The following is a 16,448-nucleotide window of genomic DNA, read 5'->3' as shown; positions in this document are numbered from 1 at the left end:
GGGGACCGCGGCGGAGGAAAAAATCCGGTCAGGCCGCCCGGCGCGGGGCCTCGCGGGTCTCGCCCGCGCCCGAGAGCCGGAGGGCGGCGTCGAGGGCGTCGGTGATGGTGGTGACCAGGATGTCGGCCGAGGTCGCCCGGCGCAGGCGGTCGCGGCCGGCCGGGTCGCGCTCGCGCCAGACCGCCACCATCACCCGCACGCCCGGATTCGCCCGCCGGGCCAGCCGCGCGGCGAGCCGGATGTGGGAGGTGCTGATCGGCTCGATGTAGGACAGGCAGACCAGGGCCACGCCCTCCATGTCCGGCCGCTCGCCCCGGTTCAGGGCGTCCTGGGAGGTCGTGCGGGCCTGGAGGCCGTGGCGCCCGAGCACCTGGGCCAGCATGCCGGCGGCAGCGACGTCGAAGGGCCCGCGGGCGGCCACGATCAACACCGGGGCCTGCCCGCGCCAGGCCGGGGCCAGGTCCTCCGGCCGGCGCACGATCGCGGTGGCGGCCCGGTCGGGCCCGAGCGCCGCGACCGCGGCCTCGGTCTCGGCGCTGCGCATGGCGGCGGCGCCCTTGCTGACCGGCATGGCGCCGAGGGTCGTCACCACGGTCTCGATCGCCTGGCCGACCGCCTGCTGGCGGTCCGCCGCGAGCGCCCCGCTCGCCCGGTCGTTCTGGGCGAGCCGCAGGCCGCCGAGGGCGATCTCGTCGTAGTAGGTCGCGAGCTCCCGCTCCTTCAGCACCTGGCGGGCCTTGTCGATCGCCTCGAGGGGGTCGCCCGCCAGCATTCGCTGGTAGAAGATCTCGGAGGGCGCGAGCGCCGGCCGGTCGCCCAGCATCACGTCGAGGAAGGACAGGCGCTCGACGTGGCGTCCCAGCACCACCAGGCAGACGGTGATCGGGGTCGCGAGCACGAGGCCGACCGGCCCCCACAGGAAGGTCCACAGGGTCGCGGCCAGGATCACCGCCACCGGCGAGAGCCCGGTCGAGTGGCCGTAGAGCAGCGGCTCGACGACGTGGCCGGCGATCGGCTCGACGACGGCGAACAGCACGACCGTGGCGATCAGCATCGACCAGCCCGGATCGACCGCCGCCGCCACGAGGAGCGGGAACGCCATGCCGATGACCGCCCCGATATACGGCACGAAGCGCAGGATGCCGGCGAGCACGCCCCACAGGACCGGGCTCGGCACGCCGATCAGCCACAGGCCTGCCGCCACCACCACCCCGAAGGCGAGGTTGAGGCCGGCCTGCGCGAGGAAGAACCGCGACAGGCGCGCCACCGCGTCGTCCATCGCCGCGGTCGTGGCGCGCAGGTCGCCCGAGCCCGCGAGGCGGATGGCGCGGTTGCGCAGGTCCTCGCGCTGGGCGAGGAAGAACAGGGTGAAGAGCAGGATCAGCCCGACGGTTGCGAGCGGGTGCAGCACCGGGGCGACGACGCTGCCGAGGGTCGAGAGCAGGCCGGCCTTCGGCTCGCGCACCTCGACCAGCATCGGCTTCTCGGCGTCCGCCGGACCGCCGCGGGGCTTGGCCGCCTCCGGCGGCTGCAGGTCCTGGCTCAGGTCCTGCACCGCCTGGAACAGGCGCTCCAGGGTGGCGCCGCCGCCGGCCTGGGCGCGCAGCGCCCCGATCTTCTCGCGCATCGTCACGGTGTAGCGCGGCAGGTCGGAGGCGAGCTGCGAGGCCTCGTTGGCGATCATCAGGCCGAGGCCCCCCAAGCCTGCGAAGGTCGCCAGCACCACGACGAGCACCGCGAGCGAGCGCGGCAGGCGCCGGCGCTGGAGCCCCCGCACCGCGGGCGCCAGGACGAAGCTGAGCAGCACCGCGAGCGTGATCGGCATCAAGACGTCCCGCCCGAGGGACAGGATCGCCCCGATGGCGAGAACCAGCAGGCAGGTCGCCAGCGCCGTGAACACCGGCATCGCGTCGCGCAGGCGGCGCGCCGTCACGGGATCGTCGATCATCGGCTTCGCACCTGCCGCGGTTGTCGGTCTTAAGGAGACGGCGGCGTGCCGAGGGCGGCGCCGATCTGGGTCAGGAGCTTCGAGAAGTCGACCGGCTTCGGGTGGTAGTCGTCGCAGCCGGCCTGGATCACCTTCTCGCGGTCGCCCGACATGGCGTGGGCGGTGAGCGCGATGATCGGGATCCGGGCGGTCTCGGCGTCGGACTTGAGCGCGCGCGCCGCCGACCAGCCGTCGAGCACCGGCAGGTTCATGTCGAGCAGGATGATGTCCGGCCGGCTGGTGCGGGCCTTCATCACGCCCTCCTCGCCGTCATGGGCGAGGACCACCTCGTAGCCCCGCCGCTTGAGCCGCCGGGAGAGGAAATCCCAGATTTCCTCGTGGTCCTCGACGAGAAGGATCTTCGCCACCGCCCCCACTCCACGCTCGCGCGGCGAAGGCGGGCGGCCGGACCGGCCGCCGCTTCGTCACCGCGCCTCATCGAAAGGCCCTCGACCACGCCCCTCCCCCGCTGTGACGCGGCGGAGGGGCGGAGCATGCCGGGCCCGACTCAAAGTGGGCAGGCCCGCCCGGATGTCACCCCTCGTGCGGCAACCCGAACGCCACGCACTCCGATTCCGCCCGCTCGAAGGCCTGGATCACGTGCTGGTAGGAGCGCCAGGTCTCGCTGGCGTGATCCACGTCGGTCGGACGCAGCACGAACATCAGCATCGAGCGGCCGGTGACCGCGTAGGTGTCGCCGACGCCGAACCGGGCGAGGTCCTGGGTGTCGGGCAGGTTGGTGTCGAGCACCCGCATCCAGGCATCGCCCCCCACCACCTCCGGCAGGGTGAACTCCACGACGTCGTGATAGGCGTTGAACAGGAGCATCAGGGTCGCCTCGCCCCCGCGCCGGTGGATGCCGCTCGACTGGGCCCGGCCGTCGAGCACGACGGCGAGCGAGCGCGCGCCGCCGTCGTTCCAGTTCTCCGGGTTCATCTCGGTCCCGGACGGGGTGAGCCAGCTCACGTCCTTGACGCCGAGATCGGCGTCGTAGGCGCCGGTGAGGAACCGCCCGCGGCTCAGCATCGGCAGGGACTTGCGCAGGATCAGGAGGCGCTGGGTGAACTCCGCGAGATCGCGCTCCTCCTCGCCGATTCCCCCCCAGTCGATCCACGAGATCTCGTTGTCCTGGCAATAGGCGTTGTTGTTGCCGCGCTGGGTGCGGGCGAACTCGTCGCCGGCGAGCAGCATCGGCGTGCCGCGGGAGAGCAGCAGCGTCGCCAGCAGGTTGCGCATCTGGCGCATCCGCACGGCGCGGATCTCGGGATCGTCGGTCGGTCCCTCCGCGCCGTAATTGTAGGAGAGATTGTGCGAGTGGCCGTCCCGGTTGTCCTCGCCGTTCGCGGAATTGTGCTTCTCGTTGTACGAGACCGTGTCGGCGAGGGTGAAGCCGTCATGCGCGGTGATGAAGTTCACCGAGGCCCAGGGGCGCCGGCCGCGCTTGTTGAACTTGTCGGCCGAGCCGGTGAGGCGGGAGGCGAGCGCCGGGAGCAGACCCTCGTCGCCCTTCCAGTAGCCGCGCACCTCGTCGCGGAAGCGGTCGTTCCACTCGGCCCAGCCGGGCGGGAAGCCGCCGACCTGGTAGCCGCCCGGGCCGCAATCCCACGGCTCGGCGATCAGCTTGACGGAGGACAGGACCGGGTCCTGGCGGCAGGAATCGAGGAAGCCGCCGCCCTCGTCGAAGCCGTAGGGCTCGCGGCCGAGGATCGTCGCGAGGTCGAAGCGGAAGCCGTCGACCCGCATCTCGGTCGCCCAGTAGCGCAAGCTGTCCGTCACCATCTGCAGCACCCGCGGGTGCGAGAGGTTGACGGTGTTCCCCGTGCCGGTGTCGTTGATGTAGTAGCGCTTCTGGTCGGGCAGCAGCCGGTAGTACGAGGCGTTGTCGATGCCCTTGAACGACAGGGTCGGGCCCTTCTCGTTGCCCTCGGCGGTGTGGTTGTAGACCACGTCGAGGATCACCTCGAGGCCGGCCCCGTGCATGCGGGCCACCATCTCCTTGAACTCCGAGAAGGCGAAGTCCGGCACGGCGGCGTAGCGGCGGGCGGGGGCGAAGAACGAGAGGGTGTTGTACCCCCAGTAGTTCACCAGGTCCTTTTCCAGCAGGTAGCTGTCGTTGACGAAGGAGTGGATCGGCAGGAGCTCGACCGAGGTGACGCCGAGGCTGCGGATATAGGCCAGCACCTCAGGCGTGCCGAGGCCCGCATAGGTGCCGCGCAGGCGCTCGGGGACGGCCGGGTGCAGCTTGGTGAAGCCCTTGACGTGGGTCTCGTAGAAGACGGTCTTGTCCCACGGCACGTTCGGCTTCTGGTCGCGGCCCCAGGTGAAGGCGGGATCGATCACCCGGCACTTGCGGGTGAAGGGCGCGCTGTCGCGGGTGTCGAAGGTGGTGTCGTCGCCGCTCTCCATCACGTAGCCGAACAGCGCCGGGTTCCAGGTGACGGAGCCGACCAGCGCCTTGGCGTAGGGGTCGAGCAAGAGCTTGTTGGGGTTGAAGCGGTGGCCGGCCTCCGGCTCGTAGGGGCCGTGGACCCGGTAGCCGTAGATCGTCCCGGGACGGGCATCCGGCAGGTAGCCGTGCCAGACCTCGTCGGTGTATTCGGGCAGCTCGATCCGCTCGATCTCGGTCTCGCCGGAATCGTCGAACAGGCACAATTCGACCTTGGTGGCGTGCGCGGAGAACAGCGCGAAATTGACGCCGAGGCCGTCCCAGGTGGCGCCGAGCGGGAAGGGCTGGCCCTCGCTGATGCGCGTGGCGCGCCGGGCGAGAGGCGAGGCCGCCGGGTTCTCCGGCGCGGGCTTGGACGTGAGTTCCATGTTCATGGGGGCGTTCGACGATCCCGGAGGCGAGAAGCCTGACTGTGGGCTGAACGCGCCGGCCCTCGCCCAAGCTCCCGTCCCGTCGCCAAAATTTCGCAGCTGTGGGTTCCGGGGAGGAATCCGGTCACCATGCGGAGCCGCGGGGAGGCCTCGCGGGTTGCCCTGATGGGTGACTTGGGACCACCGGCCGTGGGCCGGGAACCGGGGATGGCGGGGAGCCGGAATGAGCGCGACGATCGCGGACGTGATGAGCAGGGACGTGGAGTTCATCGCCGGCGAGGCCCCGGTGCAGGAGGCCGCGGTGCTGATGGGGGAACTCGACGTCGGCGCCCTGCCGGTCGGCACGCCGGATTCCCTCGACGGCGTCGTCACCGACCGCGACATCCTCTACCGGGTCGTCGCCCAGGGGCTCGACCCGCGCAACGTCCGGGTGAGCGAAGTGCTGTCGCGCCCGGTCGTGTCCTGCGCCGAGACCGACCCGGTGCGCACCGCCCTCGACCTGATGGCCGCCCACCACGTCCGGCGCCTGCCGGTGCGCGATGCGGGCGGGCGCGTCACCGGCTGGGTCACCCTGGCGGACCTGTCGCGGGCGCTGCTGCTCGGGGGGGACGCGCTCCAGACCTCGCTCAAGCGCCTGACCGAGGAGGCGTGAGCGCGCGGGGCCTAATCGCCGGCAGCCGCCGCGGCGGCGGCGTTGGCCGCCTCGTTGGCGCGCTCGGCCGCCAGGATGGTCTGGCGCGCGACGTAGCGGGTGACCAGGGCCTCGACGTCGCGGACGGTCTCCTCGACGAGGTGAGCCTGGAGCAGGGCGCGGGGATCGTCGGGCGAGAGGTTCTCCCTCTCCTGGAGCCGGCGCATGGCCTGCTTGACCACCTGGTAGACCGCCTCGCGCTCCTCGCGGCTCATCGCCGGGGAGATCGCCCGGGCGACCAGGTCGGTGAAATCGGACATCGGGGTGCTGCTCGTCCTTGACCTCGCGGGCGCCGGCCCGGCGCCCCGGCCCGTCTCATCGCACGACCTGCGCCGGGACCGAAGGCCCCGGCGGCGCCGGCCGCCCTACATGTTGTGGTCCTTCACGCCGGCGATCAGCAGGCTGCTGCAGCCCCAGACCACCAGGAAGGCGAAGAAGGCGACGAACAGGGCGTGCCCGCGCATCGGGACGGTCGAGAGCTCGGGTCTGGTCGGCGGCACGAAGACCGCGAGGTAGACGTGCTGGCGGTTCGCCGCCACCCGGGCGCGGTCGGCCATCACGGTGGCCGAGTCGTGCAGCTTCTCGGCGATGGTGCGCTCGACCATCAGGCCCTCGTATTCCAGGATCGCGTCCGAGACGTGCCGCCCGCCGACTGCCATGCCGTCGCTCGTCAGCGTGTCCTCGAGCTGCTTGATCTGCTGGTTGGTGGCGTTGAGGCTCGCCACGATGGTCTGGATCGAGCGCGACTTCTCGTCGAGGCCGGAGCCCCGCAACACCTGCAGGTCGTTCTCCGCCTTGATCTTGTCCTTGCGCAGGGAGAGCAGGGTGCTCATCGTCGCCTCCGCCGACTTCGCCGGATCGATGATGCCCCATCGGTTGCGGAACTCGCGCAGGGCGAGATGCGCCTTGCGCAGCCGCTCCTCGGTCGCCGCCAGGTCGTCCTTGCTGTGCCGCAGCATGTCCTGCTGCGCCCGGGACGAGATCGCGTTGATCAGCGCCTCGGCGCGGGCGACGACGTGCTGCCCGATCGCCAGGGCGTCGTCGGGCGTGAAGGCCTGCACCGTCAGGGTCATCACGCCCGAGACCAGGTCGATATGGACCTGGACGTGCTTGCGCCAGTACTTCAGCAGCTGCTCGATCGGCTTGTCGCCGGAGTAGCGCGTCCAGAAGTCGGCCTCGTCGCGGGTGAACATCCGGGCGACGTCGAGCTCCTTCTGGGCGCTCTCGAGCATCGGCTGACTCTGAACGTAGTCCCGGACGATGTAGCTGTCCTGGCTGTTGTTCTTCTGGATCAGCGAGGAGAACTCGCCGAGCTGGACGTTGCCCATCGGCTCGACCTCGCCGCGGACGGCGAAGCGGGCCTCGACCACGTACTGGTCGGCGGCGATGAAGACGAGATAGACTCCGACCACCGCCGTCGGCAGCAGCACGAAGAGGCCGATGTTGCGCAGGAGCCGCGCCAGGACCCGGCTCTGGGTACCGGCGGCGGGCACGAGCGGCACGCGGGTCCAGCGCAGGGGATTGAGCAGGGCCGGCAACCGGCGCCCGGGAGAGATCGGCTCGACCGTCTCGGCGTTGCGGCGCAGGTCGGGCACGGTGCGCCGCGCGAACGCGATCATGCTGCCGAGCCTGTCGCGCCGTTTGACCTCGTCCGCGTCCATCTTCGCCTGATCCCTCGTGCGGCGCCGGCTTCGTGACCCCGACGGCCAGGGTTTTTCGAGTGCTGCGGTTTTCGGCCTTTTTAATGGCGTCCGGCCCCGTCCCGGCGGGGCACCGGCCCCCGAGGACCGCTGCGAGGCGGGCCCAGGCCGCCGCGTCGGGAGGCAGCCCGAGGCGCAGGCGGGCCGGCGCGGCCTCGAACCGGCGCACGAAGATCCCGGCCCGGCCCAGGCGCGCGAACAGGTCCGGGCCGTCGGGGAAGTCGGCGGTGCGAAACAGCCGCGTGCCGCCGACGATCCGGCCGCCGGCGGCCTCGAGCAGGGCGTCGAGCCGGACCGCGTCGCGGCCCCGAGCGGCCGCCGCCTCCCGCCGCCAGTCGGCGTCCGCCAGGGCGCGGCGCCCGACCGCGATCGCCGGCCCCGACACCGCCCAGGGCCCGAGGGCGCGGCGCACCGGGCCGGCCAGGGGTTCGCCCGCCACCGCGAAGCCGAGCCTCAGGCCCGCGAGGCCGTAGGTCTTGCCGAAGGAGCGCAGCACCAGGCAGCCGGGCGGCGGCGCCCCGCACAGGCTCTCGACCGGCTCCGGGCCGAACATCTCGAGATCGGCGAAAGCCTCGTCGACGACGAGCCAGCCGCCGCGCCCGGCGAGCCCGGCCGCCGCCGCCGCGAGGTCGCGCCGCGCCGCGACCCGCCCGTCCGGATTGTTCGGGTTGACGACCACCACGACGTCGGCCTGCGCGGTGAGGTCCGGCACGGTCGCGACGGCGTGCCCGGCCCGGGCCCAGGAGGCGGCGTGCTCGGCGTAGGTCGGACCCACCACCGCGACCCGGCCGGGGGGCCGCAGCCGCGGGATCAGGTCGATCAGCGCCTGCGTCCCCGGCGCGGCGACGACGTGTTCGGGCCGCGCGCGGTAAGCCCGCGCCGCAGCCGCCTCGAGGGAGGCGAGGTCGGAGGCCGCCGGCAGGCGCGTGAAGGCGCTGGCCTCCAGGACCGGCCACGGATAGGGGATCGGGTTGATCCCCGTCGAGAGATCGATCCAGGGCTGGGGGCCTGCGGGAAGAGAAGGCCCGCCTCGCCGAGGTCGCCCCCGTGCCGGATCGGCCCTTCCCCCGTGTCGCTCGCCATTCCGTCCACGCCCGATGACCGCCCTGCTGCACCCGCCCGACAGCCTCGTGCTGCTCGTCCTCGCCCTCGCGATCGAGGCCGCCCTCGGCTACCCGGACCGCCTGTACAGGCTGGCCGGCCACCCTGTCACCTGGATCGGCGCCCTGATCGCCGCCCTCGACCGGCGCCTCAACCGCGCGACCGATCCGGACGGGCGCCGGCGCGCCGCCGGGGTGCTGGCCCTCGCCCTCGTCCTGTCCGCCACGGGCCTCGCCGCCCTCGCCCTCGCCCTCGGCTGCGGCGCCCTCGGGCTTCCCGGCCTCGTCCTCTGCGCGCTGCTGGCCGCGAGCCTGCCGGCGCAGCGCAGCCTGCACGACCACGTCGCCCGGGTGGCGGACGACCTCGACCGCGACGGCCTCTCCGGCGGGCGCCGGGCGGTGGCGATGATCGTCGGGCGCAACCCCGAGAGCCTCGACGAGGCCGCGCTCTGCCGCGCCGCGATCGAGAGTCTCTCCGAGAACTTTTCCGACGGCATCGTGGCGCCGGCCTTCTGGCTCGGGGTCGGGGGCCTGCCCGGGGGGGCGCTCTACAAGGCGATCAACACCGCCGACAGCATGATCGGCCACCGCACGCCCCGGCACGAGGCCTTCGGCTGGGCCGCCGCCCGCCTCGACGACCTCGTCAACCTGCCGGCCTCGCGCCTCACCGCCGGGCTCGTCGTCGCGGCCGCCGCCCTGACGCCGGGCGCCTCGGCGCGCGACGCGGTGCGCGCCGTGCGCCGCGATGCCGGCCGCCACCGCTCGCCCAATGCCGGCTGGCCCGAAGCCGCGATGGCCGGCGCTCTCGGCCTGCGCCTCGCCGGCCCGCGGGTCTACGGCGCGACGCGGGTCGAGGATGCCTGGATGGGGTCGGGCCGGGCCGAGGCGACCGGGGAGGACATCCGGCGCGCGCTCGTGCTGTACCGGCGGGCCTGCGGGCTGTTGTGGGGATCGGCGGCGGGGCTGGCGGGCGTCGGGCTGATGGTGTGAGCCTCACCAGCCCGGCTCGAGCGGATCACCGCTCTCGGCCGGCCGCGGCAGGATCTCCGCGGCCCGGTCGCGCAGGGCCCGCGGGATCGCGCCGAGGGCCGGATCGTCGAAGGGGAGATGCGGCAGGCGCTCCGCGACGAGCGCCGCGACGAGGCGGGCCTGGCCCGCGTCGCGCCCGCGCTTCAGCGGGTCGCGGTCGCCGCGGGCGGCGAGCCAGGCCTTGTGGAGCGCGAAGGCCCGCGGATCCGGCACCACGAGGCCGACCGGGTAGCCTCGGGCGTCGATCGTGGTCGCGCTCACCTCGGGGCAGTTGACGAGCCAGGTCAGGCCTTCGATCTCGACGGCGCTGAGATCCTCGGGCGAGGACCCGATCCGGGTGCGGGGACCTCGCGCCATCCGGTGCTTCGGCGGCGGCTGGATCAGGTCGACCATGACGCCGTCCCGGTTCACCGCCCGGACGCTCTCGGGCCCCGTCGGCTCGAACGACCGGTCGACGCCGCGCAGGAGCCCGATCAGCCCCTCCCGCCTCAGATCGGCGCCCGGCAGGGCTTCGGCGACGAGGCTCAGGCGGGCGCGGGCATCGAACGGGAGATCGACGTCGCCGGTGGCGAGGTGGCCGCTGGCGATGCGCAGGCCGGCCAGCCGCTCGTAGGCGAAGAGGGCGTGGGTGCCGACGACCCGGATGCCGGCGCCGGCCTCTCCCGTCAGACCATTGACGGCAGAAGCGTTATCCCTTTTTCGGACCGATCCGGCCCGAGAAAGGGATCATCGGCGTTCAGCGCCGCACCGGCGCGAGCCCCCCGGCCTCGGCCACCGTGCGGCGGCGCAGGACGCCCTGGACCACGAACACCATCACGACGCCGACGAGGAGGCAGGCGGCGAGGAACAGCATCGGCACGAGGGTGCTGCCGCTGACGTCGCGGATCCACGGCACGACGTTCTGGGCGATGAAGCCGCCGAGGTTGCCGACCGAGTTGATCATCGCGATGCCGGCCGCCGCGGTGGCGCCACGCAGGAAGGTCGGCGGCAGCGACCAGAACACCGGCTGGCCCGAGAAGATGCCGGCGGCGGCCACGCACAGGCAGGCGAACTTCACCGCGTCGCCGGGCAGCACCACGCTGAGGACGAGCCCCAGCGCCCCGACGAGGGCCGGGCCGGCGATGTGCCAGGTGGTCTCGCCCGTGCGCGCCGCGTGCCGGGGCACCCACCACAGGGCCAGCGCCACGCAGATCCACGGAATGATGTTGATGAAGCCGTTCATCGTGTTCGAGACGCCGAAGCCCTTCACCACCGTCGGCAGCCAGTAGCTCAGGCCGTAGGCCGCGAGCGGGAAGGCGACGTAGAGCAGCGCGAGCAGCACCACGCGGATGTCGGCGAGCACCCGGAACGGGTTGTGGTGGTCGGTGTGGGGGGTGTCGGCGGCCTCGCGCGCCAGGGTGTCGGCGAGCCACCGCTTCTGGTCGGCCCCGAGCCAGGGTGCCGCCGAAGGCCGGTCGGGCAGGATGAAGAACACCACGAAGGCGAGGAGCACCGCCGGCACGCCGGTGGCGATGAACACCCACTGCCAGCCGCGGTAGCCGAGCAGGCCGTCGAGGTCGAGCAGCGCGCCGCCGATCGCCGCGCCGACGGCGTTGGCCAGCGCGCTCGCGATCATGAACCAGCCGACCATCCGGCCGCGGAAGACCTGCGGGAACCACAGGGTGAGCGCGTAGAGCACGCCGGGGAAGAACCCGGCCTCCGCCGCGCCCAGGAGGAAGCGCAGCACGTAGAACATCACCGGCCCGGTCGAGAAGCCGAGCAGGATCGTGATGATGCCCCAGGTCGCCATGATGCGGGTGAACCACACCCGGGCGCCGACCCGCTCCAGGATGACGTTCGAGGGCACCTCGAACAGGAAGTAGGCGAGGAAGAACAGCGAGGCGCCGAAGCCGTAGGCCGCCTCGCTGAGCCCCAGGTCGCCCACCATCTGCAGCTTGGCGTAGGAGACGTTCTGCCGGTCGATATAGGCGATCAGGTACATCAGGCCGAGGAGCGGCATCAACCGCCAGGTGATCGTCCTGATGGTGCCGATGCCGAGAGCATCGGTGCCGAGGGCGTCGTGCTGTGCATGTGCCATGGGGCCTCCTCCCGGCCGCGTCGAGGTCGTCACGTCTTGGTGGCGCTGCTTAATCCGGTGACGGCCGGGGCGGAAGTGTTATCGGTATCGCAATCGGTCGCGCGGCGGCGCGCCGGTCAGCGACGGCTCACCTGCAGGTTGGTCTTCAGCGCCTCCCAGCCGTCGCGCAGGCCCAGATGGCGCAAGCCCTCGAAGGGGCGGATCTCCGGCCGCTCGCCGCGCGGGTGCACCACCACGGTCGCGGTGCGCCCGACGGTCAGGCGGTCGCGGTCGACGTTCGCGTCGAGGGCGACGCGGACCGGCACGCGCTGGGCGAGGCGCACCCAGGCGAAGGTCGGGTTGACGTTGGCGAGCAACGTGGAACTGGCGGAGCGCTCGCGGTCCTCGATGCCGGCGGCGACGCTCTCGACCCTGCCGGTGACGTCGCGGTCCTCGCCCATCAGCCGCACGGTGACGGGATCGCCCGGATGGATGCGGTCGAGCTTCGTCTCCTCGAAGTAGCCCTGGACGTGCAGGGTGTCGCCGTCGACGAGCGCCATCACCGCCTTGCCGACCGCCACGTAGGCGCCGGGACGCAATTCGAGGTTGCTGATGCGTCCGTTGACCGAGGCGCGCACCTCGGACCGGTCGAGGTTGAGCCTGGCGAGGTCGCGGTCGGCGACCGCCTGGTCGTAGGCCGCGCGCGCGCCCTGCTCGGCGGCGAGCGTGGCCTCCAGCTTCTGCTGCGACACGACGTTGTCGCTGAGCTGACGGTAGCGCGCGAGGTCGGCCTCGGCCTGGACCAGGGTGGCCTTGCGGCCGGCCACCACGGCGTCCGCCTGGCGAAGCGCCAGGCCGAAGCGGTCGGGGTCGATGCGGAACAGCACGTCGCCGCGCCGGACCTCCTGGTTGTCGCGCACCTCGACGTCGCGCACGAGGCCCGACACGTCGGGGGCGACGCCGACCACCTCGGCCCGCACCCGCCCGTCGCGGGTCCAGGGGGCCTCGAGGTAGTAGTCCCAGAGCGCGGTCCCGACCACGAGGGCGAGGACCAGCATGACGGCGGTGACGGCGAAGCGGCCGAGGAAGGCGAGCGCGCGGGTCATGATCCGGTTTCTTCAGGTCAGGCGGCCGGCGAGCGACACGACGCCGCCGAGGCACACGAGGTAGAGGCAGAGATCGAACAGCGCCCGGTGCCAGACCAGGCGGTAGAGCCCGAGCGCGCCGATCAGGCGGCGCAAGCCCAGGTTGACGAGGAAGGCGGCCACCGCCCAGACCAGCAGGGCCGGCACGAAGACGCCGTAGAGGTCGATGTCGGCCATCAGGCGGCCTCCCGCGCGAGGATCGGGGCGCCGGCGGGCGGCGCCTCGGGGAACAGGGCGCGGCGCAGGCCCGCGAGGCCGAGGAGCGCGTCGCGCCGGCCCGCGCCGGCGGCCTGCGCGCCGATCCGGGCGAGGGCCGCGTCGATGCGCGCGAGCAGGGCCGCGGAGGCCGGGCCGCGCGGCCCCTCGTAGTGGCTCGCCACCGCGTCGAGGGCGTCGTCGAGGGCCGCGACCTCGTCGGCCGCCAGCCCGTGGCGGGCGCGGCGCAAGGACACGAGGTTCATGCCGACCCGCAGGGCCGCCAGGGCGTCGATGCGGGACAGATCGCTGTCGGGCCCGGCGGCGGCGAGCCGCGGCACCAGGAGGCCGAGGCGGTCGAGCATCAGGTGGGCGAAGGCGGTGCGGTCGCCGCGCCCGCGCCGGCGCGCCGCCCGGGCGAGGTCGGCGCGGCTCGCCGCGATCAGCCGGCGGGCGCCGTGCTCGGCCCCGACCGAGCGCACCAGCCGGGTCACCAGGGCGGCGATCCAGATCCCGCCGACGAGGGCGAGGCCCGAATTGACGTAGGCCCCGAATTCCGAGGTGTAGCGGTCCTGGATCGCCAGGAGCGCGTTGCCGTTGACGCCGAGCGCGAGGCCCACCGGCAGGGTCCTTTGCGAGGTCATCAGCAGGCCGCACAGGATCAGGCCCGGCGCCAGCACCAGGGCGAGGCTGACGAAGTCGTGGACGAGCGGCATCACGCCGAACAGCAGCACCCCGATCGCGGCCGCCGCGACCCCGGTCCAGGTGGCGAAGCTCAGGATCGCCGGGACGGGATCGTCCTGGGTCGCGAACATGCAGCACAGCACCGCGCCCATCATCGCCGCGGTGGCGCCGTCGGGCCAGGCGGTGGCGATCCACACCACCACGCAGGCGACCGTGCCGAGGAAGGCGCCGAGGGCGGAGCGCAGGGCCATGCCGTGATCGCGGTGGCGCGGGGCCCGTCCGCCGAACTCGCCCGCGAAGGCGAGCGGCGCGCGCGAGCGGCCGCTGCCGCGGGCGATGCCCTCCTGCAGCACCCGGCAGTCGCGGCCGATGGCGACGAGCTCGCGCAGGCGGTCGAGGAGGCTCGCCCGCACGAGCGCGGTCCAGAAGGGACCGGCCTGCGACGCGGCGTGCGGCGGCAGCGGGCGGTCGGCGGCCTCGATGCGGGCGAGGAGCGCGTCGGCCTCGACGGCCGGAGCCCCGGCCGCCGACCACGCCTCGACGTCGGCGAGAAGCCCGCGCAGCTCCGGCGTCAGCCCCGAGAGGCCCTTGAGCGCCGCGATCCGGTCGGCGAGGGAGGAGAGGATCGGCAGCAGCATCAGCATCCGGCCGCGCAGGAGCTGCACCAGCGGCGCCGCCCGGCTCTGGGCCGAGGTGTCGTAGGCGAGATGGGCCGAGAGCGCGTCGATCTCCGCGGCTTCCGCGGCGAGCCGCAGGCGCCGCGCCCGGACCGCCGGCGCCTCGCCGGCCCCCGACAGCACGTCGCCGGTCCAGCGGCCGGCCTCCTGGAGCCAGGCGCCGACGCGGGAGGCCAGCACCGGGCCGACGGGCTCGGGGAAGACCAGGCTCGCCACCAGCGAGGCGCAGAGGATGCCGAGGGTGATCTCCTCCGCCCGCGACACCGCGGTGTCGAAGATCGTCTCGGGCGCCGTCACCGCCGGGAAGCCGATCAGCGCCGCGGTGTAGCCGGCGAGCATGAACAGGTAGGACCGGGGCGAGCGGTCGAGGAGCGAGAGGTAGAGGCAGCCGGCGGTCCAGAGGGCCAGCGCCAGGGTCAGCATCTCCGGCGAGGCGACGAGCGGCGGCACCATCACGACCGCGGCCGAGACGCCGATCAGCGTGCCGACCACCCGGTACAGGGCCTTCGAGCGGGTGGCGCCCGCGAGCGGCTGCATGGTGATGTAGACGGTCGCCATCGCCCAGTACGGGCGCGGCAGGTCGACCCACAGGGCGATGCCGAGGGCGAGGAGGGCCGCCCCGCTGACCTTGAGGGCGAAGAGCCACTGGCGCCAGCCGGGCAGCATCAGGAGCGTCCTCCGGTGGTGGGCCCCTCGATCTCCCGGCGCGGCGGGCTTGCGCCCTCGTCCGGCGGGCGGAGGCTCGCACCCTTCGGGCCGTCGGCCTGGAGCGTGCGCAGCACAGTCAAGGCCGCCCGCAGGTCGTCGTCGCCAACCTTGGTGAAGACCGCCTCGCGAAGCGTGTCGAACCGCGCCTCGATGGCGCCGGCGCGGGCACGGCCCTCGGCCGTCAGGTGCAGCACCTTGGCGCGGCGGTCGGTCGGGTCCTCGCGGCGGGTGACGAGGCCGGCCTCGCAGAGCTGGTCGAGCAGGCGCACCAGGCTCGGGCCCTCGACGCCGAGGGCCTCGGCGAGCGCCGTCTGGCGCAGATCGCCGCCGAGCCGCCCGATCAGCAGCAGCGGCAGCGCCGTCGCCTCGGTCAGCCCGTAGGCCGTCACGACCTCGTCGGCGGCCCGGCGCCAGACGCGCCCGGCCTGGAGCAGGGTCAGGGTGAGGGATTGCAGGAGGTCGCGTCGCATCGTGTCGGGCGAGCCGATGGTTGATCGGACTCATAGATAGGATGCTAACGATTTATCCGAAAGCGCGGCCGATGCGGGGCGGCTATGCGTGTAAGAGGCTGTTACGGCCTCCCGGCCGCGTCGCGGTCCGGCGTCCAGTCGAGCTCGACCACCGTCTGGCCGTCCTCGCGGTTGTAGCGCAGGGCGGTCAGGCGCATCGCCCGCAGGGCTCCGGCGTCCTCGGCCCGGGGGCACTGGACGGGATCGTGGGTGCGGTGGGTCCGGTCGAGCATCCGGCCGAAGGCGGCGTCGAGGGAGGGCATCGCCGCGACGGTCGAGAACGGGGCCGACAGGTAGACGGTGCGTGCGGGCCCGCGGGCGAGGCAGTAGCGCCAGTCGGCGGCGGCGGGCGCGGCGGTCAGCACGAGGGCGGCCGCGGCGCCGAGGAACAGCACTCTCATCGAAGCAGGGAACTCGGCATCGGGGAACTCGGCGGATCGAGACACTCGACACGAGGCTCGGGCGGCCGTTCCGATGCGGGGTGCTTGCGGCGCCAGCAAGGCACGCCGCGCCTCAGACCGGGACGCCTTACGCTAGGACGCTCTCCACCTCGTCGGTCTCCCGGGCATCGAGGCTCAGGCTCCAGACCCGGGCACCGTCCTCGGCGACGAGCCAGGCCTCTCCGGCCCGGTCGCCGAACATCGTGTCGGCCTGCCCGAGCACGCGGGCGGCGGCGTGGCGCACCGTCGGCGCCTCGATCGGCAGTTCCTGGACCGGCAGATCGTGGAACGAGAGGGCTGCGCCCCGGTCATGGACGATGGAGCGCAATCGGTAGAGCGGCATGTCGGACGAACTCCGGAAGACGGGTGGGGTCTTGGCGAACCCGGGTGTCTGGCGTGAGCGGCGGCAGCCTCGCGGTCTCGAAACGGTCGTCCCGCCCATCCCGGCCGCGGCAGGGATACGGGCTCGGGGGCCTTCGGCATCCGCGGCGGCCCGGAGCCGTCGCGGGTTCGTCGCGGACGTCGCCCGGACGGGCGACGCTAGGGCAGACCTTGTAGCGCCCCGGCCCTATCGTTCAAGACTTAACCCAGAACAAAGTTCACCGCGCGGGCGAGCGAGGCGCGGGCCGAGGGCGGGGCGTTGACACCGCACCGCACTGTCTCCCCCTTGGGGGGTAGGGAGCCGGAGGTGGGCGTGCCGCCGGACGAAG

At 73.2% G+C, this 16,448-nt stretch carries 15 protein-coding genes and 1 pseudogene; 2 read left to right on the top strand and 14 right to left on the bottom strand.

The features are described from left to right. Positions 1-28: 28 nt before the first annotated feature. The 3 genes from DK419_RS03280 to glgX form a co-directional block, all read right to left on the bottom strand. Positions 29-1,948: an AI-2E family transporter gene (locus DK419_RS03280; RefSeq protein ID WP_109957825.1), complete on the bottom strand. Its 1,920-nt coding sequence runs from the start codon at positions 1,946-1,948 to the stop codon at positions 29-31. A gap of 29 nt (positions 1,949-1,977) precedes the next feature. Then, entirely contained in the window at positions 1,978-2,355 is a 378-nt protein-coding gene (locus tag DK419_RS03275) for a response regulator (RefSeq protein ID WP_109962103.1), read from the bottom strand. 166 nt (positions 2,356-2,521) lie between these two features. Then, positions 2,522-4,801 (bottom strand): glycogen debranching protein GlgX, encoded by a 2,280-nt coding sequence (glgX, locus tag DK419_RS03270; protein ID WP_109962102.1) that lies wholly within the window; start codon positions 4,799-4,801, stop codon positions 2,522-2,524. A gap of 226 nt (positions 4,802-5,027) precedes the next feature. Here glgX and DK419_RS03265 point away from each other — a divergent pair, with 226 nt between their 5' ends. Beyond that, positions 5,028-5,456 carry a CBS domain-containing protein gene (locus tag DK419_RS03265; RefSeq protein WP_109957824.1) on the top strand — a complete coding sequence of 143 codons (429 nt, stop codon included), beginning with the start codon at positions 5,028-5,030 and terminating at the stop codon, positions 5,454-5,456. An 11-nt stretch (positions 5,457-5,467) separates the two neighbouring features. Here the strand turns inward: DK419_RS03265 and DK419_RS03260 are convergent, their stop codons facing one another. From DK419_RS03260 to cobD, 3 genes and pseudogenes are all read right to left on the bottom strand, one after another. Next, a complete protein-coding gene (locus DK419_RS03260) occupies positions 5,468-5,755 on the bottom strand; it encodes a hypothetical protein (RefSeq protein WP_109957823.1) in 288 nt (95 codons plus the stop codon). A gap of 105 nt (positions 5,756-5,860) precedes the next feature. Next, complete coding sequence (locus tag DK419_RS03255; protein WP_109957822.1) at positions 5,861-7,156, bottom strand: KpsE/RkpR family capsule polysaccharide export protein; 1,296 nt, start codon at positions 7,154-7,156, stop codon at positions 5,861-5,863. 121 nt (positions 7,157-7,277) lie between these two features. Continuing rightward, positions 7,278-8,278, bottom strand: a pseudogene (gene cobD, locus DK419_RS03250) (threonine-phosphate decarboxylase CobD); the annotation flags it as partial. A gap of 14 nt (positions 8,279-8,292) precedes the next feature. Here cobD and cbiB point away from each other — a divergent pair. After that, positions 8,293-9,285 (top strand): adenosylcobinamide-phosphate synthase CbiB, encoded by a 993-nt coding sequence (cbiB, locus tag DK419_RS03245; RefSeq protein ID WP_109957821.1) that lies wholly within the window; start codon positions 8,293-8,295, stop codon positions 9,283-9,285. Between the two features lie 3 nt (positions 9,286-9,288). On the opposite strand, the gene DK419_RS03240 is transcribed toward cbiB, so the two are convergent. The 8 genes from DK419_RS03240 to DK419_RS03205 all read right to left on the bottom strand — a co-directional run bounded on the left by DK419_RS03240 (position 9,289) and on the right by DK419_RS03205 (position 16,081). Next, positions 9,289-9,969 (bottom strand): nucleotidyltransferase family protein, encoded by a 681-nt coding sequence (locus tag DK419_RS03240; protein ID WP_280953939.1) that lies wholly within the window; start codon positions 9,967-9,969, stop codon positions 9,289-9,291. Between the two features lie 91 nt (positions 9,970-10,060). Then, positions 10,061-11,401: an MFS transporter gene (locus DK419_RS03235; RefSeq protein WP_109957819.1), complete on the bottom strand. Its 1,341-nt coding sequence runs from the start codon at positions 11,399-11,401 to the stop codon at positions 10,061-10,063. A 116-nt stretch (positions 11,402-11,517) separates the two neighbouring features. Then, positions 11,518-12,486, bottom strand: coding sequence for an efflux RND transporter periplasmic adaptor subunit (locus DK419_RS03230; RefSeq protein ID WP_109957818.1), 969 nt, complete (start codon positions 12,484-12,486; stop codon positions 11,518-11,520). A gap of 12 nt (positions 12,487-12,498) precedes the next feature. Then, positions 12,499-12,702: a DUF1656 domain-containing protein gene (locus DK419_RS03225; protein ID WP_109957817.1), complete on the bottom strand. Its 204-nt coding sequence runs from the start codon at positions 12,700-12,702 to the stop codon at positions 12,499-12,501. Next, complete coding sequence (locus tag DK419_RS03220; protein WP_109962101.1) at positions 12,702-14,750, bottom strand: FUSC family protein; 2,049 nt, start codon at positions 14,748-14,750, stop codon at positions 12,702-12,704. Before DK419_RS03220 ends, DK419_RS03225 begins: the two co-directional genes overlap by 1 nt. After that, the gene (locus tag DK419_RS03215) at positions 14,747-15,259 is read right to left on the bottom strand and encodes a MarR family winged helix-turn-helix transcriptional regulator (RefSeq protein ID WP_109962100.1); all 513 of its coding nucleotides are present in this window, start codon (positions 15,257-15,259) and stop codon (positions 14,747-14,749) included. Before DK419_RS03215 ends, DK419_RS03220 begins: the two co-directional genes overlap by 4 nt. A 101-nt stretch (positions 15,260-15,360) precedes the next feature. Then, entirely contained in the window at positions 15,361-15,699 is a 339-nt protein-coding gene (locus DK419_RS03210; RefSeq protein WP_109957816.1) for a hypothetical protein, read from the bottom strand. Positions 15,700-15,826: 127 nt separating this feature from the next. Beyond that, complete coding sequence (locus DK419_RS03205; RefSeq protein ID WP_109957815.1) at positions 15,827-16,081, bottom strand: hypothetical protein; 255 nt, start codon at positions 16,079-16,081, stop codon at positions 15,827-15,829. Positions 16,082-16,448 lie beyond the last annotated feature (367 nt).

This window comes from Methylobacterium terrae (assembly GCF_003173755.1).
Classification (GTDB): domain Bacteria; phylum Pseudomonadota; class Alphaproteobacteria; order Rhizobiales; family Beijerinckiaceae; genus Methylobacterium; species Methylobacterium terrae.
Note: the sequence above shows the minus strand (reverse complement) of the source record. Positions and strands in the feature narration are given on the sequence as shown.